Source organism: Micromonospora sp. NPDC049114 (assembly GCF_040648635.1).
GTDB lineage: Bacteria > Actinomycetota > Actinomycetes > Mycobacteriales > Micromonosporaceae > Micromonospora.
This window is the reverse complement of the sequence record NZ_JBEZEA010000004.1, coordinates 278534-303742: the sequence shown is the minus strand read 5'-3', so window position 1 is coordinate 303742 and position 25209 is coordinate 278534. Positions and strand designations below refer to the sequence as shown.

Annotated in this window: 26 protein-coding genes; 12 read left to right on the top strand and 14 right to left on the bottom strand. The window is 73.1% G+C overall.

All coding sequences use genetic code 11. The features are described 5' to 3' along the window. Positions 1-24: 24 nt before the first annotated feature. Together AB0B39_RS16370 and AB0B39_RS16365 are read right to left on the bottom strand one after the other, a co-directional pair. Positions 25-1617: a histidine kinase N-terminal domain-containing protein gene (locus AB0B39_RS16370; protein WP_357495843.1), complete on the bottom strand. Its 1593-nt coding sequence runs from the start codon at positions 1615-1617 to the stop codon at positions 25-27. A 30-nt stretch (positions 1618-1647) separates the two neighbouring features. Beyond that, positions 1648-2679: an SIS domain-containing protein gene (locus tag AB0B39_RS16365; protein ID WP_357496243.1), complete on the bottom strand. Its 1032-nt coding sequence runs from the start codon at positions 2677-2679 to the stop codon at positions 1648-1650. Positions 2680-2863: 184 nt separating this feature from the next. On the opposite strand from AB0B39_RS16365, the gene AB0B39_RS16360 reads away from it, so the two are divergent. Next, on the top strand, positions 2864-4693 hold the full coding sequence (locus AB0B39_RS16360; protein WP_357574675.1) for a tetratricopeptide repeat protein: 1830 nt from the start codon (positions 2864-2866) through the stop codon (positions 4691-4693). Positions 4694-4887: 194 nt separating this feature from the next. Here the strand turns inward: AB0B39_RS16360 and AB0B39_RS16355 are convergent, their stop codons facing one another. After that, a complete protein-coding gene (locus tag AB0B39_RS16355) occupies positions 4888-6468 on the bottom strand; it encodes an MDR family MFS transporter (protein ID WP_357495839.1) in 1581 nt (526 codons plus the stop codon). 112 nt (positions 6469-6580) lie between these two features. On the opposite strand from AB0B39_RS16355, the gene AB0B39_RS16350 reads away from it, so the two are divergent. Beyond that, the gene (locus AB0B39_RS16350; RefSeq protein WP_234588662.1) at positions 6581-7183 is read left to right on the top strand and encodes a TetR/AcrR family transcriptional regulator; all 603 of its coding nucleotides are present in this window, start codon (positions 6581-6583) and stop codon (positions 7181-7183) included. Between the two features lie 10 nt (positions 7184-7193). Here the strand turns inward: AB0B39_RS16350 and AB0B39_RS16345 are convergent, their stop codons facing one another. Next, positions 7194-7703: a GNAT family N-acetyltransferase gene (locus AB0B39_RS16345; protein ID WP_357574674.1), complete on the bottom strand. Its 510-nt coding sequence runs from the start codon at positions 7701-7703 to the stop codon at positions 7194-7196. Next, on the bottom strand, positions 7700-7921 hold the full coding sequence (locus AB0B39_RS16340; RefSeq protein ID WP_007464729.1) for a biotin/lipoyl-binding carrier protein: 222 nt from the start codon (positions 7919-7921) through the stop codon (positions 7700-7702). Before AB0B39_RS16340 ends, AB0B39_RS16345 begins: the two co-directional genes overlap by 4 nt. A 166-nt stretch (positions 7922-8087) precedes the next feature. On the opposite strand from AB0B39_RS16340, the gene AB0B39_RS16335 reads away from it, so the two are divergent. After that, entirely contained in the window at positions 8088-8219 is a 132-nt protein-coding gene (locus AB0B39_RS16335; RefSeq protein ID WP_255787660.1) for a hypothetical protein, read from the top strand. Between the two features lie 124 nt (positions 8220-8343). Here AB0B39_RS16335 and rsrA read toward each other — a convergent pair whose 3' ends face one another. The 5 genes from rsrA to AB0B39_RS16310 form a co-directional block, all read right to left on the bottom strand. Then, on the bottom strand, positions 8344-8631 hold the full coding sequence (gene rsrA, locus AB0B39_RS16330; protein ID WP_007464731.1) for a mycothiol system anti-sigma-R factor: 288 nt from the start codon (positions 8629-8631) through the stop codon (positions 8344-8346). 1 nt (position 8632) lies between these two features. After that, complete coding sequence (locus AB0B39_RS16325) at positions 8633-9460, bottom strand: sigma-70 family RNA polymerase sigma factor (protein ID WP_354861333.1); 828 nt, start codon at positions 9458-9460, stop codon at positions 8633-8635. Positions 9461-9676: 216 nt separating this feature from the next. Continuing rightward, positions 9677-10294, bottom strand: coding sequence for an alpha/beta family hydrolase (locus AB0B39_RS16320; RefSeq protein ID WP_357495833.1), 618 nt, complete (start codon positions 10292-10294; stop codon positions 9677-9679). Positions 10295-10347: 53 nt separating this feature from the next. Beyond that, positions 10348-10740: a WhiB family transcriptional regulator gene (locus AB0B39_RS16315; RefSeq protein WP_234587627.1), complete on the bottom strand. Its 393-nt coding sequence runs from the start codon at positions 10738-10740 to the stop codon at positions 10348-10350. A gap of 197 nt (positions 10741-10937) precedes the next feature. Continuing rightward, the gene (locus AB0B39_RS16310) at positions 10938-11648 is read right to left on the bottom strand and encodes an SOS response-associated peptidase (RefSeq protein ID WP_357574673.1); all 711 of its coding nucleotides are present in this window, start codon (positions 11646-11648) and stop codon (positions 10938-10940) included. Positions 11649-11750: 102 nt separating this feature from the next. On the opposite strand from AB0B39_RS16310, the gene aroA reads away from it, so the two are divergent. From aroA to AB0B39_RS16290, 4 genes are all read left to right on the top strand, one after another. After that, entirely contained in the window at positions 11751-13052 is a 1302-nt protein-coding gene (gene aroA, locus AB0B39_RS16305) for a 3-phosphoshikimate 1-carboxyvinyltransferase (protein WP_357574672.1), read from the top strand. Between the two features lie 121 nt (positions 13053-13173). Further along, positions 13174-14184 (top strand): ribosome small subunit-dependent GTPase A, encoded by a 1011-nt coding sequence (gene rsgA / locus AB0B39_RS16300; RefSeq protein WP_357574671.1) that lies wholly within the window; start codon positions 13174-13176, stop codon positions 14182-14184. Between the two features lie 28 nt (positions 14185-14212). Further along, on the top strand, positions 14213-15031 hold the full coding sequence (gene hisN / locus AB0B39_RS16295) for a histidinol-phosphatase (protein WP_357495828.1): 819 nt from the start codon (positions 14213-14215) through the stop codon (positions 15029-15031). A gap of 59 nt (positions 15032-15090) precedes the next feature. Next, entirely contained in the window at positions 15091-15945 is an 855-nt protein-coding gene (locus tag AB0B39_RS16290; protein WP_357496239.1) for a hypothetical protein, read from the top strand. Positions 15946-15973: 28 nt separating this feature from the next. Here AB0B39_RS16290 and AB0B39_RS16285 read toward each other — a convergent pair whose 3' ends face one another. Next, the gene (locus tag AB0B39_RS16285; protein WP_234587631.1) at positions 15974-17173 is read right to left on the bottom strand and encodes a glycosyltransferase; all 1200 of its coding nucleotides are present in this window, start codon (positions 17171-17173) and stop codon (positions 15974-15976) included. Between the two features lie 229 nt (positions 17174-17402). Here AB0B39_RS16285 and AB0B39_RS16280 point away from each other — a divergent pair, with 229 nt between their 5' ends. From AB0B39_RS16280 to AB0B39_RS16270, 3 genes are all read left to right on the top strand, one after another. Then, positions 17403-18398 (top strand): SDR family oxidoreductase, encoded by a 996-nt coding sequence (locus AB0B39_RS16280; protein WP_234587632.1) that lies wholly within the window; start codon positions 17403-17405, stop codon positions 18396-18398. A 65-nt stretch (positions 18399-18463) separates the two neighbouring features. Continuing rightward, positions 18464-19204: an ATP-binding protein gene (locus AB0B39_RS16275; protein WP_357574670.1), complete on the top strand. Its 741-nt coding sequence runs from the start codon at positions 18464-18466 to the stop codon at positions 19202-19204. A gap of 88 nt (positions 19205-19292) precedes the next feature. Then, positions 19293-19865 carry a DUF5709 domain-containing protein gene (locus AB0B39_RS16270; RefSeq protein WP_354861350.1) on the top strand — a complete coding sequence of 191 codons (573 nt, stop codon included), beginning with the start codon at positions 19293-19295 and terminating at the stop codon, positions 19863-19865. 5 nt (positions 19866-19870) lie between these two features. On the opposite strand, the gene AB0B39_RS16265 is transcribed toward AB0B39_RS16270, so the two are convergent. Both AB0B39_RS16265 and AB0B39_RS16260 read right to left on the bottom strand, forming a co-directional pair. Further along, positions 19871-20518 (bottom strand): response regulator transcription factor, encoded by a 648-nt coding sequence (locus AB0B39_RS16265; protein WP_357496237.1) that lies wholly within the window; start codon positions 20516-20518, stop codon positions 19871-19873. A gap of 14 nt (positions 20519-20532) precedes the next feature. Continuing rightward, positions 20533-21654 (bottom strand): DUF5931 domain-containing protein, encoded by a 1122-nt coding sequence (locus AB0B39_RS16260; protein ID WP_357574669.1) that lies wholly within the window; start codon positions 21652-21654, stop codon positions 20533-20535. Between the two features lie 118 nt (positions 21655-21772). Between AB0B39_RS16260 and AB0B39_RS16255 the strand changes: the two genes are divergently transcribed. After that, the gene (locus AB0B39_RS16255; protein ID WP_357574668.1) at positions 21773-22228 is read left to right on the top strand and encodes an ATP-binding protein; all 456 of its coding nucleotides are present in this window, start codon (positions 21773-21775) and stop codon (positions 22226-22228) included. Between the two features lie 23 nt (positions 22229-22251). On the opposite strand, the gene AB0B39_RS16250 is transcribed toward AB0B39_RS16255, so the two are convergent. After that, entirely contained in the window at positions 22252-23190 is a 939-nt protein-coding gene (locus AB0B39_RS16250) for a ribose-phosphate pyrophosphokinase (protein ID WP_357495817.1), read from the bottom strand. Between the two features lie 77 nt (positions 23191-23267). On the opposite strand from AB0B39_RS16250, the gene glpK reads away from it, so the two are divergent. Then, entirely contained in the window at positions 23268-24752 is a 1485-nt protein-coding gene (gene glpK, locus AB0B39_RS16245; protein WP_357574667.1) for a glycerol kinase GlpK, read from the top strand. Positions 24753-25209: the final 457 nt, after the last annotated feature.

Genomic DNA, 25209 nt, shown 5'->3' with positions numbered 1-25209 from the left:
CGACAACACCGAACGGACGGCGGCTCAGCCCTGCGAGCGGCCGTCCGGGGCGTTGCGGGCCAGTGGGACGACGAGCAACGCCTCGGTGCCGCCCTTGGCACCCGCGCGCAGCTCGATGGTGCCGCGCAGCTCGCCGGTGACCAGTGCCCGCACGATCTGGAGACCGAGTCGGCTGCCGCGTTCGGCGTCGAATTCGGGGGGCAGGCCGCGCCCGTTGTCGGTCACCGAGACGTGCAGCATCTTGCGGAACCGGTGCGCCGAGACCACCACCTCCGGCCGCGCCGACGGATCGCCCTCGGCGACGACGGCCGGCACCACGCCCGAGGTCGGCGGCACGGGCACGTCGTCCGACTCGTCGGCCGGCGGGAAGCCGTGTTCGACGGCGTTGAGCAGCAACTCGTTGAGGACCATCACCAGCGACGTGGCGATCTCCGCGGGCAGTACGCCGAAGCTGCCCTTACGGCGCATGCCGACGCTCACCTCGGTCGCCGCGACCTCGGTCGCCGCGCTGGCGACCCGGTCGACGATGCCGTCGAACTCGACCGCCTCGTCGCTGGACATCGAGAGCGTCTCGTGCACGAGAGCGATCGAGGCGACCCGGCGGACGGACTCCTCCAGGGCGACCCGGGCCTCCGGCATGGCCACCCGGCGGGCCTGCAAGCGCAGCAGCGCGGCCACCGTCTGGAGGTTGTTCTTCACCCGGTGATGGATCTCCCGGATGGTGGCGTCCTTGGTGATCAAGGCCCGGTCCCGACGACGGACCTCGGTGATGTCGCGCACCAGCACCAGAGCGCCGATCGGCACGCCGGCGGGCATCAGCGGCAGGGCCCGGGTGAGCATCGTGGCCCCACGGGCGTCGATCTCCCGCCGGGGCGGCGCCTCGCCGCGCAACGCCGCCAGGATGCCGTTGGCCGCCTCGGTGCCGTCCAGCGGGTCGCCCGCCAGCCGGCGATGCAGCGCGGCCAGGTCCTCCCCCACCAGGTGGGAGGCGTAGCCCAACCGGCGGTACGCGGACTGCGCGTTCGGGCTCGCGTAGGTGACCTTGCCACCGGCGTCCAACCGGACCAGGCCGTCGCCGACGCGGGGGGCGGAGGTGGTCTCGCCCGGGTGCCGGGGTGGCGGGAAGGTGCCGTCGGCGATCATCTGGGCGAGGTCGTCGGCGGTGGTCAGGTAGTTGAGTTCCAGCTGGCTGGGCGTCCGCGCGGTGGAGAGATTGGTGTCCCGGCCGACCACGGCGATCACCTCGCCGGCCTCGCCGTCGGCGGTGCGCAGCCGGACCGGGATCGCCTCGTGCCGGGCCGGCACGTCGCCGTACCAGACCGGGTCGCCCTCGCGCCAGATCCGCCCCTGGGAGTAGGCGACCCCCAGGTGGGCCACCTCCGAGCCGCCGATGATCCGGCCCACCTGGTCGTCCTGGTACGCGGTGGGCGCGGTCGTCGGGCGGACCTGGGCGACACAGAGGAACGTGCCCTCGGCGTCGACCGGCACCCAGAGCAGCAGATCGGCGAAGGACAGATCGGAGAGCAGCTGCCAGTCACCGGCGATCCGGTGCAGGTGGTCGATGTCGGCCGGACGGAGGCGGGTGTGCTCCTCGGCGAGGTCGCGCAGCGTGGACACGGTGACCAGGGTGCCACGCCGCGCCGTGCCTCACATCGTCGCGGTGACCTTCTTCAGGCCGCGCGGCGCGTCCGGGTCCTCGCCACGGGTCAGTGCCAACGCCAACGCCAGGCGCTGCAACGGCAGGATGTCCAGCAGCGGCGCGTACCGCTCGTCGACCTCGGGGACGGCGAGCCGGGTGGCGCCCGGCACGTCGGCGGAGCCGACGACCACCACGTCGGCGCGGCGCTCCCCGAGGCGGGGCAGCACCTCGCCCATCGACCGGCCACCCGGACCGGAGCCGACGACGGCGAGCACCGGGACCTCCGGGTCGGTCATCGCGAGCGGGCCGTGCAGCAGGTCGGCGCCGGAGAAGGCGAGCGCCGGCAGGTACGAGGTCTCCATCAGCTTCAACGCGGCCTCGCGGGCGGTCGGGTAGGCGTACCCGCGGCCGGTGGTGACCAGTTGGCGGGCGAAGCGGTAGCGCGGCGCGAGCTGGGCCGGGGTGTCGTCGGCGAGCGTCCTGGTGGCCAGGTCGGGCAGCGCGGCGAGCGCCTCCCGCTCGGCCGCCGGGAGCACCCCGTCGCCGGCCCGGATCCCCTCGACCAGCATGAGCAGGGCGAGCAGTTCGGCGGTGTACGTCTTCGTCGCCGCGACCGCCCGCTCGTGCCCGGCGGCGATGTCGATGCTCAACTCGGCAGTGTCGGCCAGCGGGGAGTCGGGGGCGTTGGTCACCGCGAGGGTGAGCGCGCCGGAGGACCGCGCGGCGCGCAGCACCTCGGCGAGGTCGGGTGAGCCGCCGCTCTGGCTGACCCCGACGACAAGCGCGTCGGACAGGTCGGGGCGGGCGCCGAACAGGGTGACGACGCTCGGCGAGGCGAGACCGGCGGGCAGGCCGAGCCGGATCTCGGTCAGGTACGCCCCGTAGAGGGCCGCGTGGTCGGACGTGCCCCGGGCGGTGAAGACCACGTGTCGCGGTCGACGCTCGGCCACGACTGCGGCCACCCGGGCGATCGCCGCGGTGTTGGCGCTGTCGAGCAGGCGCGCGTAGCCGGCGGGCTGCTCGGCGATGTCGGCGGCCATTCCGGACCCTGCACGTGTCACGAAACACTCCCCTCATGCGCGATTGCCGCGCGTTTCCTGCTCAGTCTTGCACGCAGAAGTCGACAGCAGCAATTATTCGAGCAGCAGTGCGCAGTTGATCACTTGATCAACTCAACATCAACTACGCTGGCCCCGCTGTCTGCAGCTGCGACGAGAGGACACCGTGCCAGAGGGAAGGGACGAGCCCGCGCTCTCCGCGACGGAGGAGCTGGCGCTGGCCCGGCTGGCACTGGACGAGGGAGACCTCCACCACGCCGCCGGCCACCTCGCCGGCGCGCTCGCGCGGGCGCCCACCCTGCCCGAGGTGCACGAGACGCTGGCCCGCCTCGCCGCGGCCGACGGAGGAGGGCTCGACCTCTTCCCGATCAACCACCACACCTTCGTGGGCGCGGTCGTCGCCCGCGCCCACCTGCTGGCCGCCGCCGGCCGCCCCGCCGAAGGGCTGGAGCTGCTGGCCGCGGCGACCGGTCACGCGCCCGGCACCCAGTGGGCGGGCGTGCCGTGGGTGACCGCCTCCGAACTGGCCGAACGGCTGGAGCCGGACCACATCGCCCGCGTCCTCATGCAGGTCTGCGCGGCGCTGACCGATCCGGTGCCGCGGGCCGGCCGGGACGCCCTCACGCCGTACCTCACGCTGGCCCGCAACGCCGCCACCGTGCACCCCGAGCACGGTCTCCTGCTGGGCGCGGCGTCCGCACTGGCCCGGCGGCTCGGCGAGGTCGCGCTGGCGATCCGCTGGGCCAGCCGGGGCGTACGGTGCCAGCCGTCGAAGATGGGCGAGGTCTGGCTCGGGTACGCGTACCGCAGCGCGGGCCGGACCCGCGACGCCCTCGCGGCGCTCGGTCGGGCCGTCGAACTGGACCCGGACGACCTGGCCATCTACGCCGACATCGCCGGCACCCTGGCCGAGATCGGCCGGCTCGACGAGGCGTTGGAGTGGACCGAGCGGGCGCTGGCCCGGGACCCGTCGTTCGACTGCGCGGTGCACACCGCCCACCGACTGCGGCACCTGCGCGACGGCGACCTGTCCCACCTGGTCGCGCTCGCCGACTTCATCCGGGACCACCCCGACGACAGCCACGAGCACGGCGATCTGGCCCAGTGCTGCCGGGGCCGGCCCTGGCTCGGGCAACTGACGCCGGCCGGCGGCCCCCTGGTCGACGCGCTCCGTCAGGCGGTCGCCGACGACGACAACGGCATCGGCGGCGCCGTACGCCTCGCGGCGGCAGCCCCACCGAGCGCCCTGCGGACGGCGACGGCGGTGGCGCCCGGACTGCGGATCGAGGTCGCCGGGGTCGTGGAGCCGGACCCGCGCGAGCCTCGACGCCCGTCCGCGCAGCGGCTGTGGCACTTCGCGGAGAACGTGCCGACACCGGCGCTGCCGGCGCCCTCGGCGGTGGCTGTCGAACGGATCGGACAGGTGGCCCACCCGGCGTGGCCGCACCCGCCGGCGGCCTACGACGCGGCGGTGGGCCTGGCCGGCCTCGACGTCGACGACCTGCTCGGGCTGCTGGTGCACCCGCCCGCGGCGCCGGCGAGCGGGCTGGGACGACTGCTGGCCGCCCAGGATCCGTCGATCTGGGTCCGCGGGGTGCAGGTCTGGGCCTGTCTGGGGCTGCTGCACCAGCGCACCGACGAGCCCTGGGCGGAGTCGACCCGACGCCGGGTGCTGGTGGACCTGGTCTGGGGTGTGGAGGACTGGGTCACCGAAGCGGCGCTGTTCGCCCTGATCACCGCCGCCTGGGTGGACCCGGACGTGCGGCCGGACGTGGCCTGCGTGGTGGCGGAACGGTTGGCCGACGCGGCGGCGGTGGCCCAGGCCCGGCCGGTGCCGATCGCGGTCTCACTGGCCCACCTCGCGCTGGCCGCCCCCACCCTGGACCCGGACAGCACGGCACTGGCCACCCGGATGATCGGCGAGCGCACCGCCCGGCTTCCCCGCCCCCGCAACCCGCTACGCCGCCTCTGGCAACGGCTGACCCGCCGCCCCTGACACGCGCGCACCCCGCCCCACCCCGCGCACCCCGCCCCGCCCTGCCCGCCCCGCCCCGCCGATCTTGCACTTGCTGTCGTGGTTTCGTCCGGGTTTGGGGTTTTTGTCGGGACAGAAAGTGCAAGATCGGCGGGAAAGGGGGCGCCGCACCGACCTTGAGGTCGGTGCGGCGCGGGGTTGGGGTTGGGGTTGGGTCAGGCGACCGGGGCCTTGCCGAGGGCGACCTCGGCCTCCTCCTCCGGGGTGGCCTGCGGCGGCGCCTCGTTGGCGGTGCGCAGCGGGATCTCCTTGATGAACCAGGCGAGCACCGGAATCACGATGGTGAACAGCACGGCCCAGAGGAACACGTGCGAGATGGCGTCGGAGAGACCGGTGAGGACCAGCTCACGCGCCTGGGCCGGCAGCTTCTTCAGCTGCTCCAGGTCCATCCCGCCCTCGCCGCCGCCGCTGAACGCCCGGCCGGCGGACGAGTCGGCGAGCCGGTTGGCGAAGATCGCGCCGAACAGCGAGATGCCGAACGAGCCGCCGATCGACCGGAAGAAGGTGGCCGCGCCGCTGGCCGCGCCGAGGTCCTTCTGTTCCACGCTGTTCTGGGCGATCAGCATGGAGGTCTGCATGAGGAAGCCCATGCCGGCCCCGAGCACGACCATGTAGAGCGAGGACTGCAGCTTGCTGGTGTCGGTGTCGAGCATGGAGAGCAGCGCCATGCCCCCGGTCATCACCACGCCGCCGATGATCGGGTACGCCCGGTACTTGCCGGTCTTGGTGATCGCCCGCCCGATGACCAGCGAGACGACAAGCATGCCGAACATCAACGGCAGCAGCAGCAGACCGCTGTTGGTGGCCGAGGCACCCTGCACGGTCTGCTGATAGAGCGGCAGGAAGTTCATCGCGCCGAACATCGCGAAACCGAGCAGGAAGCCGATCACCGAGATCAGCGCGAAGTTGCGGTTGGCGAACAGCGCCAACGGCAGGATCGGCTCCGGAACCCGGCGCTCCACCAGGCCGAACGCCACCAGCGCCACCAGCGCCAGCACGGCCAGGCCGAGGATCTGCGGCGAGGCCCAGTCGTACTCGTTGCCGCCCCAGGTGGTGATCAGCACGATCGCGGTGATGCCGACCGAGAGCAGCGCCGCGCCGAGCCAGTCGATCCGGTGCTCGGTGCGGTACTTCGGCAGGTGCATCGTGGTGATCAGCACGAGCAGCGCGATGCCACCCAGCGGCAGGTTCACGTAGAACGCCCAGCGCCAGGAGAGGTTGTCGGTGATGAAACCGCCGACCAGCGGGCCGGCCACCATGGCGATGGCCATGATGCCGGCGATCATGCCCTGGTAACGCCCGCGCTCGCGCGGCGGAACCAGGTCGCCGATGATCGCCATCACGCCGACCATCAGGCCACCGGCGCCCAGGCCCTGCACGGCGCGGAAGGCGATGAGCTGCACCATGCCGTCCTGCGGGCCGCCGAACATCCCGGAGCCGGCCATCCCGCACAGGGCCGAGCCGACGAGGAAGACGACGACCGAGGTCAGGAAGACCGACTTACGGCCGTAGAGGTCACCGAGCTTGCCCCAGATCGGGGTGGAGACGGTGGTGCCCAGGACGTACGCGGTGACCACCCAGGTGAAGTGGTTGAGGCCGCCGAACTCGCCGACGATCCGCGGCAGCGCGGTGCTGACGATCATGTTGTCGAGCATCGCGAGCATCATCGCGATCATCAGTCCGAACAGCACGACCCGTACGTTGGGTCGTGCGCCGGCCTGGGTTGCCTGAGTCATGGGTAAGCTCCCCCCGAGGATTGCCTTACTTACTTGCCGCCCGGCTAGTCACCTTACTAGCCGCACGGTAAGTTGGGTACCAACTGACGGTCAAGTGAATTGGGGGGCGTAGGTGAGGGAGAGCACAGGCGGCACCCGGGAGCGGATCAAGGCCGTCGCGTTGGAGCTCTTCACCGAGCAGGGGTACGAGAAGACCTCGCTGCGGGAGATCGCCGAACGCCTCAACGTCACCAAGGCGGCGCTCTACTACCACTTCAAGAGCAAGGACGACATCGTCGCCAGCTTCGTCGAGGATCGGCTGGATCAGATGGACGCGCTGACCGCCTGGGCCGACTCCCAGCCGGCGACCCTGGCCACCCGCCGCACCCTCATCTCCCGCTACGCCGACACGATGTTCGGCGGCGACATGCCGTCGGTGATGCGCTTCTTCGAGCAGAACCAGACAGTGCTCAAGAGCCTCTCCTCCGGCCAGCAGATGCGGGGCCGGATGATGCGGCTCGCCAGCGCCCTCTGCCGGGGCGACGACTCCCCCGCCGCCCAACTGCGCGCCACCCTGTCCCTGTTCGCCGTGCACACCAGCTGGTTCGCCGTGCGGGCACCGGGCATCACCGACGCCGAACGCCGCCGGCTCGCGCTGGAGGTGGCCGACGAATTGCTGGCCGCGATCGGCGCCGAGCCCGACGAGGACGCGGCCCCGGCCAGCAGCCGGGCCTGACGCGCCGGTCTCAGGCGCGGGGCAGCTCCAGCCGCAGGCCCAGCAGGGCCACGCCCTCCACCGGCGACCAGTCCATCGCCGGCATACGGACGAACCCCAGGCGCTCGTAGAGCCGGTGGGCCGACACGGCCATCCCCGCGCGGACGCAGATCACGACTGCCGTACAGCCCAACTCGGCCGCCCGGTCGACGCACGCCTGGGCCAGCGCCGCGCCCACACCCCGCCCCTGGGCGCCCGGGTCGACCGCCAGCATCCGGAACTCCGCCTCGCCCGGCCCGGACAGCTCGGCGAACGGGGTGCCCGGCAGGACGAAGGTGACCGAGCCGAGCACCGCGCCCGTCGCCTCGTCCACCGCGACCAGCACCTCGCCGCTGCCGGCCCGGGTCGAGACGTCGGCCAGCACCGCCCCGTACCCGTGCTCGCCCTTGAGCTGACCGTCCGCCTCGTACGCGGCCACGGTCAGGCGGGCGACGGCCGGGAAGTCGGCCGTGTCGGCAAGCCGGACCAGCAGGCCGCTCAACCGATCACCGCGATCAGGTCGCCGTCCTGCACGACGTCGCCCTCGTGCACGGCGAGCTGCTGGACCACGCCGTCGGCCTCGGCGACGACCGGGATCTCCATCTTCATCGACTCGAGGATCACCAGAGTGTCGCCCTCGGACACGGTGTCGCCCGCGGACGCGACGACCTTCCAGACGTTCGCCACCATCTCGGCGCGGATCTCCTCGGCCATGTCCACGGCCCTCCCTTTTTCGCGATGTGCCTGCCGACGTATCCAATCACGCGAGGGTGGGGCGCGGGAGCGGAGCGGTGCGGCCGACCGGCCGCCGAGGCCCCGGGGGAAGGCACCGGGTGTCGAGCGCACTACCATCAGCGGGTCGGACCCGACGCCGGGCGGCCGGTGGGTGCACCGGCGCGAGGCCGCGCGCAGCACGGATCCGACCCATCACGAGGAGGTCAGCATGGCGAAGAAGTCCCGCAAGAAGAAGGCCCGCAAGAAGAGCGCCGCGAACCACGGCAAGCGTCCCAACTCCTGAACGCGCCGGCGGGCGATGCGCCCGTCACCGGTCAGTCCGACCCGGCGCAGGCCGGGTACACCGGTGGCCCGGGTCGAAGATCGACCCGGGCCACCGGTGTTTCGCCGTTTCGGTACGCCGACGCTCAGTCGGCCAGCTCACGGGAGTCGCTGGTCTCGAAGACCACCAACTCGGTGAGCTTGACCCGCAGCCGCTCGCGCAGCTGATCGGGCGCGGTCTCGTTGCCGCAGCAACGGGCGACCAGTGCCCGCACCTCCTGTTCGAGCCCGTACTCGCGCAGGCACGGCCCGCACTCGTCGAGGTGGTGCCGGATCAGCGAGCGGCGCTCGTCGGCGCACTCGAGATCCAGGTAGAGGTAGACCTCCGCGAGCACCTCGCGGCAGTCCGTCTCGTGCGGCTTTCCACAGCTCACGTCACACCTCCCGGCCGGCAGCGGCAGCGGCAGAGCCCTTCGCGGACCGGGCCGGGCTGAAGCCCCGCTCCGCGGCGTACTGCTCGAGCAGCTTGCGCAGATTACGACGGCCGCGGTGCAGACGCGACATCACGGTGCCGATCGGCGTGCCCATGATGTCGGCGACCTCCTTGTAGGAGAAGCCCTCGACGTCGGTCAGGTAGACGGCCAGGCGGAACTCCTCCGGCAACTGCTGGAGGGCCTCCTTGACGTCGCTGTCCGGCAGCCGGTCCAGAGCCTCGGTCTCGGCCGAGCGCAGCCCGCTGGAGGTGTGCGACTCGGCCTCGGCGAGCTGCCAGTCGGTGATCTCCTCCGTGGGCGCCTGGATCGGCTGGCGCTGCCGCTTGCGGTAGGAGTTGATGTAGGTGTTGGTCAGGATCCGGTAGAGCCAGGCCTTCAGGTTCGTGCCCTGCTCGAACTGGTGAAAGGCCGCGTACGCCTTCAGGTAGGTCTCCTGGACCAGGTCTTCGGCATCCGCCGGGTTGCGCGTCATGCGCAGCCCAGCAGCGTAGAGCTGATCGACGAATGGCATCGCGTCCCGCTCGAACCGGGCCCTGCGCTCGTCCGTCTTCTCGGTGGTCAACCGCACATCCCCTCGCGTCGGATGCTTTCCCGCCGAGGATACGCGCACGGACCTGCCCACAGATTCACTTCCGGCTGGTGTGCCCGTGCTCACCGCACCCACCCCGCCCGGTCCCGCTGTCACGGGCCAGTCCGGACCATCCAGCAGCCGCTGCAGCTGCCGGGCGTCCCGCTCGTCCCGTTCCAGGCTTCGTGTCTCGGTCGGCACCGGTCACCCCCCTCGCAGAAAAGTCGTCCGGGGTTAGTAACGCGAGATGACCGGTGAGGCATTCCGCCCGGCTCTCCCGTTCCTGGTCCCGGCCCCGGTGGCGCCGGCGCTGGGACCAGGAAGGGCCTGGGAGGACTGGCGCCGTCCGTCCGAAGCGGGCCGGCGGCACCAACCGATGCAACGACCCGCGCCCGGCAGCGGAAACGGTCGGACGGTTCAGTCGGCCGCCCAGCCGTGCCGGCGCAGCCAGTCCCGCACCACGTCGGCCGTGCCGGCCGGGTCGCGCCGTAGGTCGTGCGTCTCACCCGGCCGGGTCACGACCTGCACGCCCGGCTCCGACGCGGGCACCCCGAACGGGTCCCGGTCACCGTTGACCACGAGCGTCGGCAGCCCGGTGGCCAACTCGGCGGCGCGGGAGCGTTCCGGCCGGCCGGGTGGGTGCAGCGGAAAGGCCAACGCGACGACCCCGGCCGCGCCCACCGCGCGGGCCGTCCGGCAGGCCACCCGCGCGCCGCTGGAACGACCTCCGACCAGCACCGTGGCCACCTCGTCGTGGCGAGCGCGCAGCGCGGCGAGCACTGCCGTCCACGCCTCGTCGAGGTGCCCGGCGGGGGCCGGCGCGCGACGGCCGGCGACCCGGTAGGGCTGGGTCACCCGGATCACCGCCAGGCCGGCCCCGACCGCCGAGTCCCGCACCGCGAGCAGGTCGGGCGCGTCCACGCTGCCGCCCGCCCCGTGCCCGAGCACCAGCAGGGCGGCGGCCGGCCGGGCCGGCAGGTCGGTGTCGATCCGCGCCGGGCCGCGGGGTGTGTCGATCTCTTCGCTGGGCAGCACCGACCCATTCTGCGCCGACCTCGGCGGTCACCGGGATGGTTCACTCCCGGCGTTCAGCTCAGCGGCACCAGGGTGAGCAGACGGTCGCGGACCGGAGGGCCGGCGTCGTCGGCCGCGTCCGGATCGGGCTCGACCTCGCCGCGCCAGGCGACAAGCATCGCCCGCCGCTCGCGGGGTGTGGTCGCGCCCCACACGCCGTGGCAGTCGCCGACCTCCAGCGCCCAGGCCAGGCAGGAACCCTGCACGTCACAACTGCGGCACAGCGCGACGGCGGCATCCGCCGGTTCGTTCGGTGCCGGAAAGAACGTCTCCGGATCGACGTTCTGGCACGTCCCTCTGGTGCGCCACGCGTCGTCCTGTCGGCGTTCTCGCAAGGCCCGCAGCAGCCGCGGATCTCTCCGTGCCGCAGCCACCTCGTGCGGGCGGGGCATACGCGCCCGTGTCATTCCACCCACCTCCCCCGTGGGACCGGCAAGATCGGTGGATGTCGTCCGCCCCGTGCGAATCGACAGCCACTACCGGCGCTGTGTTGTATCGCACTTCCGGACACCGAGACAAGGGCTTACGGAGAACATGGCTGAACGGCCAGGCGACGAATCGAGCAGAACCCTGGCAAATCGGTGCTCGACGATGCCTGTCATTTTCAGAACAGAGTCAGCTCCGATGGGACCGGCTGCGGCGGGACGGACACCCGGGCGGTCAACTCCGGGCCGTCGTTGCGGACGTCGCCCACCGCCGGCCCGACCGGGCGGATCTCCAACCCGGCCAGCCGATCGGGCGACGCGGGCACGAGCAGGCGGTCGGGCTCGTCGCACGGCCCCAACCAGGACGACCACCGATCGGGCGGCAGCAGCACCGGCATCCGGTCGTGCACCTCGGCCAGCTCGCCGAGCGCCGCGGTGGTCAGCACGCTGAAGGTGAGCCGGCTCTCGGCCCCGGACTCCCAGACCGACCAGATGCCGGCCAGGGCGAGCACCGAGCCGTCGGCCGGGGTCATGAAGTACGCCTGCCGGCGGCCATCGGGCTGGCCGACCCACTCGTACCAGCCGTCGGCCGGCACCAGGCAGCGGCGGCGGGCGAACGCCCCGGCGTACGCCCGGCTGGTGGTCACCGTCTCGGCCCGCGCGTTGATCATGCGGGCCGCGCCCGCGGCGGACCGGGACCAGTGCGGCAGAAAGCCCCAGCGGGCGACGCAGAGGCTGCGGTGCCCGTGCGGGGTGAGCCGCACCAGCGGCACCCGATCGGTGGGCGCGACGTTGTGATCCGGCCGGATCGCGCCGTCGGTGTCGTCGGCCGACTCGAACAGCGCGCTCAACTCACCGGAACCACGGGTCGTCGCGTACCTGCCGCACATGCGCTCACGCTAACCCGTCGGGGGCCCTGCCTGCTGTCCCGCCAACCGGGAGTACGACCGCCGGTCGGCGTCACCCACCGGCCGACACGGCAGAATGTAACCGTGGGGAATCTGACCGCGACCCGGCCGCCACAGCCGTGGAGCGCACCGACCGCGTCCGACCCGGTGGCAGCGACACTGCGCCTGCCCGGCTCCAAGTCGATGACCGCCCGCGCCCTGGTGCTCAGCGCCGTGGCCGCCGGCCCGTCGACCCTGGCCGAGCCGCTGCGCGCGCGGGACACCGAGCTGATGGCCGCCGGCCTGCGCGCGATGGGCACGCACGTGTCGATCAACGACGACGAACGTTGGCTGGTCCGGCCGCACCCGCTGGTCGGCCCCGCCCACGTCGACGTGGGGCTGGCCGGCACCGTGATGCGGTTCCTGCCACCGGTGGCGGGGCTGAGCGACGGGCAGGTCACCTTCGACGGCGACCCGTACGTCCGCACCCGGCCGCTCGGCCCGCTTGTCGACGCGCTGCGCTCGCTGGGCGTGCGGATCGACGTCACCGGCACGGGCAGCCTCCCGCTGACCGTGCTCGGCACCGGTGGGGTCACCGGCGGCGAGGTGGTGATCGACGCGTCCGCGTCCAGCCAGTTGGTCTCCGGCCTGCTGCTGGCCGCCCCGCGCTTCGACCGGGGCCTCGTGGTGCGCCACGTCGGTGCGCCGGTGCCCTCCGCGCCCCACCTGCGGATGACGGTGCGGATGCTGCGGGCCGCCGGCGCGGCGGTCGACGACAGCACCCCCGACGTCTGGGCCGTCGAGCCCGGCCCGCTCACCGGGCGCGGCTGGGAGATCGAGCCAGACCTCTCCGGCGCCGTGCCGTTCTTCGCCGCGGCCCTGGTCACCGGCGGCGAGGTGACCCTGCAGGGCTGGCCGCACAGCAGCGCCCAGCCGGTCGAGCAGCTCCGGTCGCTGCTCCAGCGGATGGGCGGCGAGGTCACCCTCTCCACCAACGGGCTGACCGTCCGCGGCACCGGCGTGGTGCACGGTCTGACCGCCGACCTGTCCGACGTCGGCGAGCTGACCCTCGTGCTGACCGCGCTGGCCATGCTCGCCGACTCACCGTCGGTCTTCACCGGCGTCGGGCACATCCGGGGCCACGAGACCGACCGGCTCGCCGCGCTCGCGCGGGAGTTCGGCGGGCTCGGGGCCGACATCACCGAGACGCCGGACGGGCTGGAGATCCGGCCGCGTCCGCTGCGCGGTGGCGTCTTCCGCACCTACCACGACCACCGGATGGCCCACGCCGCCGCAGTGGCCGGGCTCGCCGTCCCCGGCATCGAGGTGGACGACGTGGGGTGTACCTCCAAGACCATGCCCGAGTTCCCGGCACTATGGTCAGCGATGGTGACCGGCAAGAGCTGACGCGAGAAGAGGACAGGTCCTGGCGACCAAACGGCGGGAGTACGACGAGGACGACGTACGGGTCCGACCCGGAAAGTCGTCGCGCCCGCGTACGCGCACCCGCCCGCAGCACGCCGACGCGGTGGACGGCTTCGTCATCGCCGTGGACCGGGGGCGCTACCAGTGCGTGCTGGCCGGGGCCGAACGCGGCGTGGTGGGGGCCGAGCTGCCCACGGTGACCGCGATGCGGGCCCGGGAGCTGGGCCGCAAGTCGGTGGTCGTTGGTGACCGCGTCAGCCTGGTCGGCGACACCTCCGGCGCCCAGGGCGCTCTCGCCCGGATCGTCCGGATCGCCGAGCGCCGCTCGGTGCTACGTCGCACCGCCGACGACGACGAGACCACCGCGGAGGGTCGGCTGGAACGGGTGGTGGTGGCCAACGCCGACCAGTTGGTGATCGTCAGCGCCCTGGCCGACCCGCCGCCGCGGACCGGGTTCATCGACCGCTGCCTGGTGGCCGCGTACGACGCGGACGTCGAGCCGCTGCTCTGCCTCACGAAGGCCGACCTGGCCGGGCCGGAGGAGGTGCTGGGCTACTACACCGAGCTGGAGCTGCCGTACGTGCTCAACCGCCCGGACTCCGACCTCGCCGCGCTCCGCGCGCTGCTGAGCGGCAAGGTGTCGGTGCTGGTCGGGCACTCCGGGGTGGGCAAGTCGACGCTCGTCAACCGCCTCGTCCCGGAGGCGCTGCGCGCGGTCGGCGTGGTCAGCGCGATCGGCCGGGGCCGACACACCTCGACAAGCGCGGTGGCGCTGCGGCTGCCACCCGTGCCGGGCGTCGACACCGACCCGGGCTGGATCATCGACACCCCCGGGATCCGCAGCTTCGGGCTGGCGCACGTCTCCGCCGACAGCCTGCTGCACGGCTTCCCGGACCTCGTCGAGGGCACCGTCGACTGCCCGCCCAACTGTCAGCACACGGCCGACGAGACCGACTGCGCGCTGGACGCCTGGGTGGCCGCTGGCAAGGCCGACCCGCGCCGGCTGGCGTCGTACCGCCGGTTGCTCGCCTCGCGCGCCGGCGACGGCGACGCGCGCGGCGACAGCGACCAGCGCGGGCCCGGCGAGGGTGACCGGCGCGGGCCCGACGAGTGACAGGCGGGGCGTCGGCTAGGTTGCCGGCATGACCGGGTACGCCGACGACCTCGCCCTCGCCCACCTGCTCGCCGACCGGGCCGACGCCATCGCCATGGCCCGGTTCCGGGCGCTCGACCTGCGGGTGGAGACGAAGCCCGACCTGACCCCGGTCTCCGACGCGGACACCGCCGTGGAGCGGGAGATCCGCGCCCTGCTGGCCGAGCACCGGCCCGCCGACGGGCTGCTCGGCGAGGAGTACGGCGCCGAGCCGTCCACCGATCCCAACGGCCGGCGGTGGATCGTCGACCCGATCGACGGCACCAAGAACTTCGTCCGTGGCGTGCCGATCTGGGCCAGCCTGATCGCGCTGTACGACGGCGACCGGCCGGCCGTCGGCGTGGTGTCGGCGCCGGCGTTGGGCCGACGCTGGTGGGCGAGCGCCGGCGCGGGCGCGTTCGCCGGGCCGGGTCCGGCAGCCGGCGACCGGATCGGGGTCTCGGCGGTGCGCGAGGTCGCCGACGCGAGCGTCTGCTACTCGTCGCTGACCGGCTGGGAGGACGCCGGGCGACTCGACGCGATGCTCGACCTGCTGCGCGCCGGTTGGCGCAGCCGGGCGTACGGCGACTTCTACGGCTACATGTTGTTGGCCGAGGGCGCACTGGACGTGATGGCCGAGCCGGAGTTGTCGCTGTGGGACGTGGCGGCGCTGGTACCGATCATCACGGAGGCGGGTGGCACGGTCACGGATCTGGGCGGTCGACAGTCCCCCACCGGCGGGCCGGGCACCGAGAGCAGCGTGGTGGCCACCAACGGTGTACTGCACGCCGACATCCTCGCCCGGCTGGATCGACCAGCCGAGCGCTGACCCCCGGCAACCTCTATCCTCGCCAGGTGGTCTCCTCCGGCTGGTGCTTCCTCGCGGCGATGATCGTCGCGTACGGCTTCGCCAACCTGCTCCAGTCGGTGGCTGCGGCGCGCACCACAGTGCACCACACCTTCGATCCGGGTCTGCTGCTGCGCCTGGCCGGGCACCGGACGTACCTGGTGGGGCTGTGCTGTCAGATCGGCGGGTTCGTGCTCGCCTTCCTGGCCCGACGGGACCTGCCCCTGTTCCTGGTGCAGGCGAGCGTGGCGGCCGGGCTCGGGGTGACCGCCATCATCGGCGTTCTGGTGCTGAAGTGGCGGATGCCGGTGGCGGAGGTGGCCCTGCTGGCCCTGCTCTTCGCGGGGATCACCGCGCTGGTGCTGGCCGCGCGGCCGGCGCCGTCGAAGCAGCTCGGCACCGCCGGTTCGGTGGCCCTGCTGGCGGCGCTCGGCGTCATCGCGGTGCTCGGTGTCTTCGCCGTCCGGCTGCACGGAGCGCCCGGGTCGGTGGCCCTGGGCTCGTTGGCCGGGCTGGCGTTCTCGTCGGCGGCCGTGGCGGCCCGGCCGCTGGCCTCCGCGCCGTCGGCCGAGGCGTTCCTCGCCAACCCGCTGTTCTACCTGCTGATCGCCCACTCGATCGTCGGCCAACTGCTGCTCGGGCTGGCCATGCAGCGCGGCTCGACGACCGCGGCGGTCGCCGCCATGGACGCCGCCGGAGCGGTGCCGGCGGCGATCGTCGGCCTGCTGCTGCTCAACGACAAGATCTGGCCGGGCCGGGAGTGGCTGGCCGCCGCCGGATTCCTGGTCACCCTGGCCGCCGTGATCGGCCTGACCCGCTACGCGCAGCCGCAGCAGCACCGTTCGGTGGCGCACCGCCACGACCGGGCCATGGTCAGCGCGGGCCGGTCCGTCTGACCGACCCGCGCATCCGGCGGCACCCCGCTCACGCCTCGACCGGCTTGCGGCGGCTCACCACCCGCTCGTAGAGGCGTTCCAGGGCACCGGCGGTCCGTTCCCACGTGTAACTGCTGCGAACCCGGTCCACCGCGGCGTGCCCGTACGCGAACCGGCCGGCGTTGTCGGCGAGCAGCCGGCGCAGGGAGACCCCGAGCGTGCGTACGTCACCGGGGGGCACCAGGCGGCCGGTGACCTCGTCGACCACCGCGTCCGCCAGGCCGCCCATCGCGTAACCGACCACCGGCACCCCGCAGGCCATGGCCTCCAGGGAGACCCGTCCCGCCGAGGAGTAGTGCGGCGTGCAGGCCACCACGTCGGCCGACCGGTACCAGGTCGCCATCTGGTCGTGCGGCACCGCCCCGACCAGGCGGACCTGCTCGGCCACCCCGGCCCGTTCGGCCAGCTCGCGCAGGCGACGCGCCTCCGCGTGGTTGGCCAGCTGGCCGGCCGGTGGGCCACCGGCGATCACCAGTTCGGCGTCGCCGACCAGCCGCATCGCCCGGATCAGGTCGTCCTGGCCGTGGCCCGGGGACAGTCCGCCGACGGAGAGGATCCGGGCCCGCTGTTCGCGCGGGGCCGCCTCGCCGTCCGGGTGGAACTGCGCGGTGTCCACCCCGGCCGGCACCATCGCCACGGAGGTACGTTGCAGACCCATCCGGGTCAGCTCGTCCACCTCGTCGTTGCACTGGGCGACGGCGATGTCCACCGCCCGGGTCAGCGCCCGCTCCAGCGGGATCCGCTCCCCCGGGCCGTCGTACTCGCCGCCCAGGTGGCGCAGCTGCTCCACACCGAGCGAGTGGAAGGTCTGCACGACCGGGATGTCGGTCTCCCGGACGGCGTGTGCGGCGGCCAGGCCGCCGATCCAGTAGTGCCCGTGCACCACCTCGGGGCGCCAGGCACCGCCCCACTCGTCGGTCAGCCAGCGCCCGAACTCGGTGACGTGCGGGATCAGACCGGCGGTGGGCAGGGCGGTCGCCGGGCCGACGGGCACCCGGTGCACCCGATAGCCGCCGACATCGGCCGTCGCCGGCAGGTCAGGGTCGTCCCGACGTTCGTAGATGCGGACGTCGTGGCCTCTTCCGGCCAGTTCGGCGGCGACCCGCGCGATGTGTTGTTGGGTGCCGACCGGCGGGCCGTCGGCATGCCGGTACGAGCTGGTGTGCGCGCAGACGAGGCCGACGCGCATGGGTCACCTCCCTGCGATCTTTTCCTCGGCGGTCCCGGTCAGAGCGTCCCATTAACCTCAGAGCCCCGAGCCGAAACCTGGCAGATCGGGAACAGTCACCGCAGGTGCCACCGACACTTGCGCCACGGCAACCACATGAGCCCCGATTTCGCCCGGTGCACCGGGCGGATCCGATGATCGTCGGGCGGCGATTGGTATGACCGGGCCCGACCGGGGGTACCGCTGCAGAATGCCGCTGACCCGCACCCTCGACGATTCGACCGTGGTGATCACCGGCGCCTCCAGCGGGATCGGCACGGCCACCGCGTACGCCCTGGCCCGCCGGGGCGCGGCGGTGGTGCTCGCCGCCCGCAGCGAGCCCGCGTTGCGACAGGTCGCGCAGCGCTGCCGGGAGCTGGGCGGCCGGGCGGTGGCCGTCCCGACCGACGTGACCGATCTGGAGTCGGTGCAACGGCTGGCCGACCGCGCGGTGGGCGAATTCGGCCGCATCGACGCCTGGGTGAACAACGCCGCCGTGAGCGCGGTGGGCCTGTTCGACGAGATCCCCGTCGCCGAGTTCCGGCGCGTGCTGGAGGTCAACCTGCTGGGCACTGTGCACGGCATCAAGGCCGCGCTGCCGTACCTCGGCGCGGCCGGCGGCGGCGTGCTGGTCAACAACGCGTCGGTGCTGGCCGAGGTGGCGATGCCGTACCAGTCGGCGTACAACGCCGCGAAGCACGGCATCCGTGGGCTGGCCGACACCGTCCGGCAGGAGCTGCGGGTGACCGGTCGGGGGCAGATCTCCGTCTGCACCGTCCTGCCGGCCACCATCGACACCCCGTTCTTCCGGCACGCGGCCAACCACAGCGGTCGCGAGCTGGTGCCACCCCCGCCGATCTACCCGCCGGAGGTGGTCGCCGAGACGATCGTGCGGCTGCTGCGCCGGCCGCGCCGCGAGGCGTACGCCGGTGGCGCCGCACGGCTGCTCGGCCTGCAGTGGCGGCTGGCGCCGGCCCTTGTCGAACGCACCCTCGGCTGGTACGCCCACCGCACCCAGTTCGGCCCCGGCGCCCGGCTCGACAGCACCGGCAACGTGTTCCACGCCGACGGGCAGGCCAGCCGCAGCGGTGGCTGGCACGGTCGACGGCGTCAGCTGGTGCGGATGACCGCCGCGTTCGGTCTCGCCGCGGCCGGCACCGCTGTCGGCACCATGGCCATGAACCGCCGATCCCGATCGGTTCGCTGATGAAAGGCGTCGACCGACCGCAAGCGCCGTACGTCAGCGGGCCGCACCCCGAAACGACCATCGGAGTGAACGAGCGCTGCCGGGTGGAGGTCGACGAGTCGTCCCCGGTCATCCGGTTGAGCGGGGTGCTCGACACCGCCGGGGCGCCCCGGGTTCACGACGCGTTGCTGGCACGGCTCAGCGACCGGCCCGGCCCGGTGGTCGCCGACGTGACCGGGTTGCGGGTCACCGACCCGGCCGGGCGGGGTGTCTTCGCCGAGGTCCGCCGGGAGATCGCCGACTGGCCGGCCGCGGACCTGCTGCTGTGCGACCCGGCGGTCTCCGGACCCGGTCGCCCCGACGCCGTCCTGGCGGGTGTGCCGGCCTGGCCCACCCTCGACGCCGCGCTGGCCGCTGTCGCGGCGGCCCCGCTGGCGGCCGTGCTGACCGCCGAGCTGCCGCCGACTCCGGAGTCCGCCCGGCAGGCCCGCGAGCTGGTCGCCACCGGTTGCGTGCGCTGGGGCATGCCGGCCCTGACCGAGCCGGCGCAGATCGCGGTCACCGAGATGGTCAACAACGTGGTCACGCACGCCCGGACCCCGATGAGCGTCCGGTTGGCGCCGCAGGACGACACCCTGCACCTGGCGGTTCGGGACCACTCGTCGCGCCGGCCCACGTTCGAAGGTCTGTCCCCGCCGAACCGCGTGGGCGGCCGGGGTCTGCTGCTGATCGACACCGTGGCCCGCCGGTGGGGCACCAGCATGGTGCCGGACGGCAAGGTCGTCTGGTGCGTGCTGCACCCGGACGACGAGGCAGCGCAGGGCTGACGGACCTCCCGCACCCGGTGTCCGGTTCGCCGCCGCATGACCGGCGGTGCTCCGGTTACGGCGGGAGGGCAGCGGGTAGTGATCAGACATGCGCGACAACGAGTACCCGACCCCCGTGTCCGACACCGAGGCGGAGGGGCTGCCCGACACCGCCGATGACGACTCGAGCGCCAACGACGACGTGCTCACCGGCCGCGAGGCGGACGGCCCGGAGCCGGCCCAGCTGCCCGGCGACCGGACGCCGGTGGCCGTTGACCGCTTCGGGACGACCGCCGAGGAGCAACTCGACGGGGAGTCGTTGGACTACAAGCTCGATCGGGAGGTCTACGAACGCCCGGTGGACGACCCACTGGCCGGCCCGGTCGACCCGAAGATCGCCTTCGAGGCGGAGAACGAGGCCGCGGCGGCGGAGGCCCAGCTGGACGCCGACGTGATGGACCCGGGGCCGACGTCGGATCCCAACTCGCCGGTCTCCCTCTATGACCACGGCCAGCTCGGCACGGTCGCCGACGCCACAGTGGGCCGGCTCGTGGAACCGGACGAGGGAGCGCACACCGACCAGGAGACCGACTCCGTGGCGTACGACGCCGGGTCGGCGGGGGGCGGGGCGACCGCGGAGGAGCTGGCCATCCACGAGACAGAGCCGCCGCGCTCGGTCTGAGCCGATCAGTCGTCCAGGCCACGCTCGATCGCGTAACGGGTCAACTCGACCCGGTTGTGCAGTTGCAGCTTGCCGAGCGTGTTCTGGACGTGGTTCTGCACCGTCCGGTGGGACAGGCCGAGCCGCTGCGCGATCTGCTTGTACGACATTCCCTTGGCCACCAGGCGCAGCACCTCGGTCTCCCGGTCGGTGAGGCGGGGCGTTCCCGGCTCCGCGTCCCCGGTCGCGTCCTGCCCCGGCCCGGCGGCCATCCGCCGGTACTCCCCCAGCACCAACCCCGCCAGGCCGGGCGTGAAGACCGGGTCACCGGCGGCGGTGCGGCGGACCGCGTCGAGGAACGCGGCGGGCGCCGTCGACTTCACCAGGTAGCCGGTGGCGCCCGCCTTGACCGCGTCGAGCACGCTCTGCTCCTCGCCGCTGGCGCTGAGCATCAGCACCCGGACCTCGGGCAGCGCGGCGCGCAGCCCGACGACCACCTCGACCCCGGAGATGTCCGGTAGTTGCAGGTCGAGGATCACCACGTCGGGGCGGGCGGCGGCGGCCACCCGGATCGCCTGTCGCCCCTCGCCGCTGGTCGCCACCACCAGGAAGCCAGCCTCGGCCAGGTCGCGGGCCACGCCCTCGCGCCACATCGGATGGTCGTCGACCACCATCACCCGCACCGCCGTCACCGCTGCGTCCTCGGCACGATCAGCTCGATCTCGGTGCCCGCGTCGGGGGTCGACATGATCCGGACCGTACCCCCGAGGTCGGTCACCCGGCCACGGATCGACTGGGCCACGCCGAGCCGTCCCTGCGCGGCGGCCTCGACCAGCCGGCCGGCCGGGATGCCCGGCCCCTCATCCCGGATCGACACGGTCACGGTCTCCCCCTCGTCCTCGATCAACACCCAGGCCCGCCCGCCGGCGTGGCGGCCCACGTTGTCCAGGGCCGCGCCGGCCGCGGCCGCCAACTCGCCGGCCACCTGCCGGGGCAGGGTCACCGGGGTGGCGGGGGCCGAGACCGACACCGCCGCCGACGCGTACCGGCCGAGCAGACCGCGCAGGTCCACCGCTTCCGCCCCGGCGTCGGCCGGTGCGGTGCCGGCGATCAGCGCCCGCAGCGCGGCCTCCTGCTCACCGGCGAGCCGGGCCAGTTCGCCGGCCTCGCCGGGCAGGTGCGCGCCGCGCCGCTGCACCAGCGCCAGCACCTGGAGCACCGAGTCGTGGATGTCGCGTGCCAGTCGTTCCCGTTCCCGGGTGGCCGCCTCCAACTCCACCGCGTGTTGCAGGCGTTCCTCGGCGGCCACGGCGAGCCGGGCGACGTGGCCGACCACCACCCCGGCGAGCAGCAGCAGGATCACTCCGGTGAAGGAGGACTGGCTGATCCGTTCCCGGGTGGCCACGTCCGCGCCGGCGACCAGCAGCGCGGCCACCGTGCCCCGCCGCCGGCCGCCGGAGACCGCCCAGGCCAGCACCGGGCCGGCCATCCAGGCAACCCCCAGGGTGGGTACGCCGTGGGCGAGCGCCTCCCGTCCGATCACCCAGGGGGTGGACAGCACGATGGCGACCACCACCCCGAGGTCGGCCAGCAGCAGCGGCCAACGGCGCCAGGCGGAGCGGGCGTACCCGACGGCTGTCACGCCGGTCCAGAGGATCATCGCCAGGACCAGGGCGCCGACGGCGAACGGGTGGTCGTACCGGTCGGCGTCGCGTACGGCGAGCGCGCAGACGTACCCGAGGGAGGTGACCCGGAACACCGTGAGCGCCCGCCAGAGCGGCACCTCGAAACCACCCGACGGCGACGGCATGGCGGTCAGGATGCCACAGCGGGGCCGGCGGCGCGGGGCCACGGAGTGCACATCAAGGAACCCTGACGTACGGTTGAAAAGCCGCGAAATACTCCGAGATCCGCTGTCGGGACGGGCCATGACGAATGCAGATCCGCACGCACCGCGTACGGTTGTGCCCATCGAACCCTCCCTCCTGATCGCCGAGGCCTTCGAGCAGGCCCAGGTGACCGAGATTCGACACTCGGTCACCTCCTGCGCGCACACCTCCGGCCTCGAAGGCCAACGGCTGGACGACTTCGTGCTGGCGGTCAACGAGTTGATCACCAACGCCGTGCGGCACGGCGGCGGGCGCGGGTGGCTGCGGCTCTGGCGGGAGCCCGGCGGGCTGTTCTGCGAGGTGGCGGACCACGGCCAGGGCATCACCCCGCAGCGGCTGGGCGACCGGAGCCGTCCCGCCCCGGACACCGCCGGCGGGTGGGGTCTCTGGCTGGCCCGGGAGCTGACCGACGCCATGGAGATCGCCACCAGCGCCGCCGGCACCACCGTCCGCATCGCCGCCACCCTCGCCGCCACCGACCGCACCAAGCGCTGAGACCGGGCCCGGCGCGGGCGGGCTCACCCGAACAGGGCCGAGACCGACTCCCCGTTGTGAATCCGGCGCATGGCCTCGGCCAGGGCGGGAGCCACCGAGAGGACCTGGAGTTTCCCGACCCGCTTCTCGGCCGGGATGGGGACGGTGTTGGTGCAGACGATCTCCAACACGCCGTCCTGGTCACTGAGCCGCCGCAGCGCGTCGCCGGAGAACAGGCCGTGCGTGCAGGCCAGCCGGATCGAGCGCACCTTCAGGCCGCGCAGATGCTCCATCAGCTCGACCACGGTGCTGCCCTTGGCGATCTCGTCGTCCAGCACGATGACGTCCCGGTCGGCGACCTCGCCGATCACGGCACTGATCTTGACCAGGTCGTCGCTGAACCGCTGCTTCGCACCGGCCGCCACCGGCGTGCCGAGCAGCCGGGCGAAGGCGGCGGCCTCCTTGGCGTTGCCCAGGTCCGGCGAGACCACCACTGTGTCGCTCAGGTCGTAGCGCCGGAAGTGGGTGGCCAGCTCGCGCAGCGCGTGCAGATGATCCACCGGGACGCTGAAGAAGCCGTGCACCTGCGGCGAGTGCAGGGTCATCGCGAGCACCCGGTCCGCACCCGCCGAGGTGAGCAGGTCGGCGACGAGCCGAGCCCCGATCGAGATGCGCGGCGCGTCCTTCTTGTCCGAGCGGGCGTACGCGTAGTGCGGCAGCACCACGGTGATCCGGCCGGCGGACGCGCCCCGCGCCGCGTCGATCATCAGCAGCAGCTCGACGAGGTTCTCCTGCACCGGGGGGACCAGCGGCTGGATCAGGAAGACGTCCCGCTCCCGGCAGTTGGCCTGCAACTGCACTTCCAGGCAGTCGTTGGCGAACCGGGAGACCCGCACCGGATGCAGCGGCACCCCCAGGTGGGCGCAGATCTCGGCAGCCAGGTCGGGATGGGCGGTTCCACTGAAAACGGCGATGTCGCGCACGTTCGCACATCGTAGGCGAAGCCCCGGCCAACGTGACGTCTGTCGCTCCGCGCCGCCGGTTTGGGTACGGTGCTGCCGTGAGGACCGAGTACGTCGCCGCCATCGACCAGGGCACCACCTCCTCGCGGTGCATCGTCTTCGACTCCGCCGGGGACATCGTCGCCTCGGCCCAGCGCGAGCACCGGCAGATCTTCCCCCGGCCCGGCTGGGTGGAGCACGACGCCGAGGAGATCTGGGACAACGTCCAGCAGGTGGTCGCCGAGGCGCTGCAGGCCGCCGGCACCGACGCGGCCGGGCTCGCCGCCGTGGGCATCACCAACCAGCGGGAGACCACAGTCGTCTGGGACCGGGCCACCGGCCGCCCGGTGGCCAACGCCATCGTCTGGCAGGACACCCGCACCGGGCCGCTGCTGCGCGAGCTGGCCTCGGCGTACGGCGAGGAGCGCTTGCGGGCCCGCACCGGCCTGCCGCCGGCCACCTACTTCGCCGGCCCGAAGCTGCGCTGGCTGCTCGACGAGGTCGACGGCCTGCGCGAGCGCGCCGAGCGTGGCGAGGTGCTCTTCGGCACGATGGACAGCTGGCTGATCTGGAAACTCACCGGCGAGCACGTCACCGACGTGACCAACGCCAGCCGGACCATGCTGATGGACCTCGCCACCCTCGACTGGGATCCGGAACTGCTGGACGCGCTGGGCGTGCCGGCGGCGATGCTCCCGGAGATCCGCTGCTCCGCCGAGGTGTACGGCACCGCCACCGGCGTGCTCGCCGGCGTGCCGGTGGCCAGCGCACTCGGCGACCAGCAGGCCGCCCTGTTCGGGCAGACCTGCTTCCAGCCGGGCGAGGCGAAGTGCACCTACGGCACCGGCAGCTTCCTGCTGCTCAACACGGGCGCCAGCCCGGTGCCCTCCACCCACGGCCTGCTCACCACCGTCGCGTACCAGATCAAGGGCCAACCTCCGGCGTACGCCCTGGAGGGCGCCATCGCCGTCACCGGCTCGCTGGTGCAGTGGCTGCGCGACAACCTCGGGCTGATCTCCAGCGCCGCGGAGGTGGAGGACCTGGCCCGCACCGTGGACGACAACGGCGGCTGTTACGTGGTGCCGGCGTTCTCCGGGCTCTTCGCCCCGCACTGGCGCAGCGACGCGCGCGGCGTGATCGCCGGGCTGACCGGCTACATCACCAAGGGGCACCTGGCCCGGGCGGTGCTGGAGGCGTCGGCGTGGCAGACCCGCGAGGTGGTCGACGCGATGAACGCCGATTCCGACGTGGCGCTGCGCCGACTCCGGGTGGACGGCGGGATGACCGCCAACGGCCTGCTCATGCAGTTCCTCGCCGACGTGCTCGACGTGCCGGTGGTCCGCTCCCGGATCACCGAGACCACCTGCCTCGGCGCGGCGTACGCGGCCGGCCTGGCGGTGGGCTTCTGGCCGGACCTGGCTACGTTGCGCGCGCAGTGGCGCTCGGACGCGCAGTGGGAGTCGACGATGGCACCGGAGCTACGCGACAGCGAGCTGCGCCAGTGGCGCAAGGCCGTGCAGCGCACGCTCGACTGGGTGGAGTGACAGAGGCGACCAGGTGAAGCGCCGCGCAGGCGTCCGGACGAAGCGGCGCGCGGACGCCCGGACGAAGCGGCGCGCGGACGCCCGGACGAAGCGGCGCGCGGAAGCCCGACTGGAGTGCCACGCGGACGCCCGACTGGAGTGCCGTAGGCCCGGTGCCAGACCGGCCAACCGTCCCAGCCAAGCGTGCCCGGTCAAGCACCCACGTGCGCGTCCTTTGCTCTGCTTCAGCGGAGGCAACAGAAAGGTGCCGTGAGTGTTGCGCCGGTTGAAGCAGAGCAAAGGACGCACAGTGGTGCCCCGGCCCAGCGAGCGACCCGGCCCAGCGAGCGACCCGGCGAAACGAGCAACCCGGCACAGCGCGCAACCCGGCGCAGCGGGCGACCCGGCCCAGCGCGCAACCCGGCCCAGCGCGCAACCCGGCGCAGCGGGCGACCTGGCGGACCGAGAGACCTGGCGG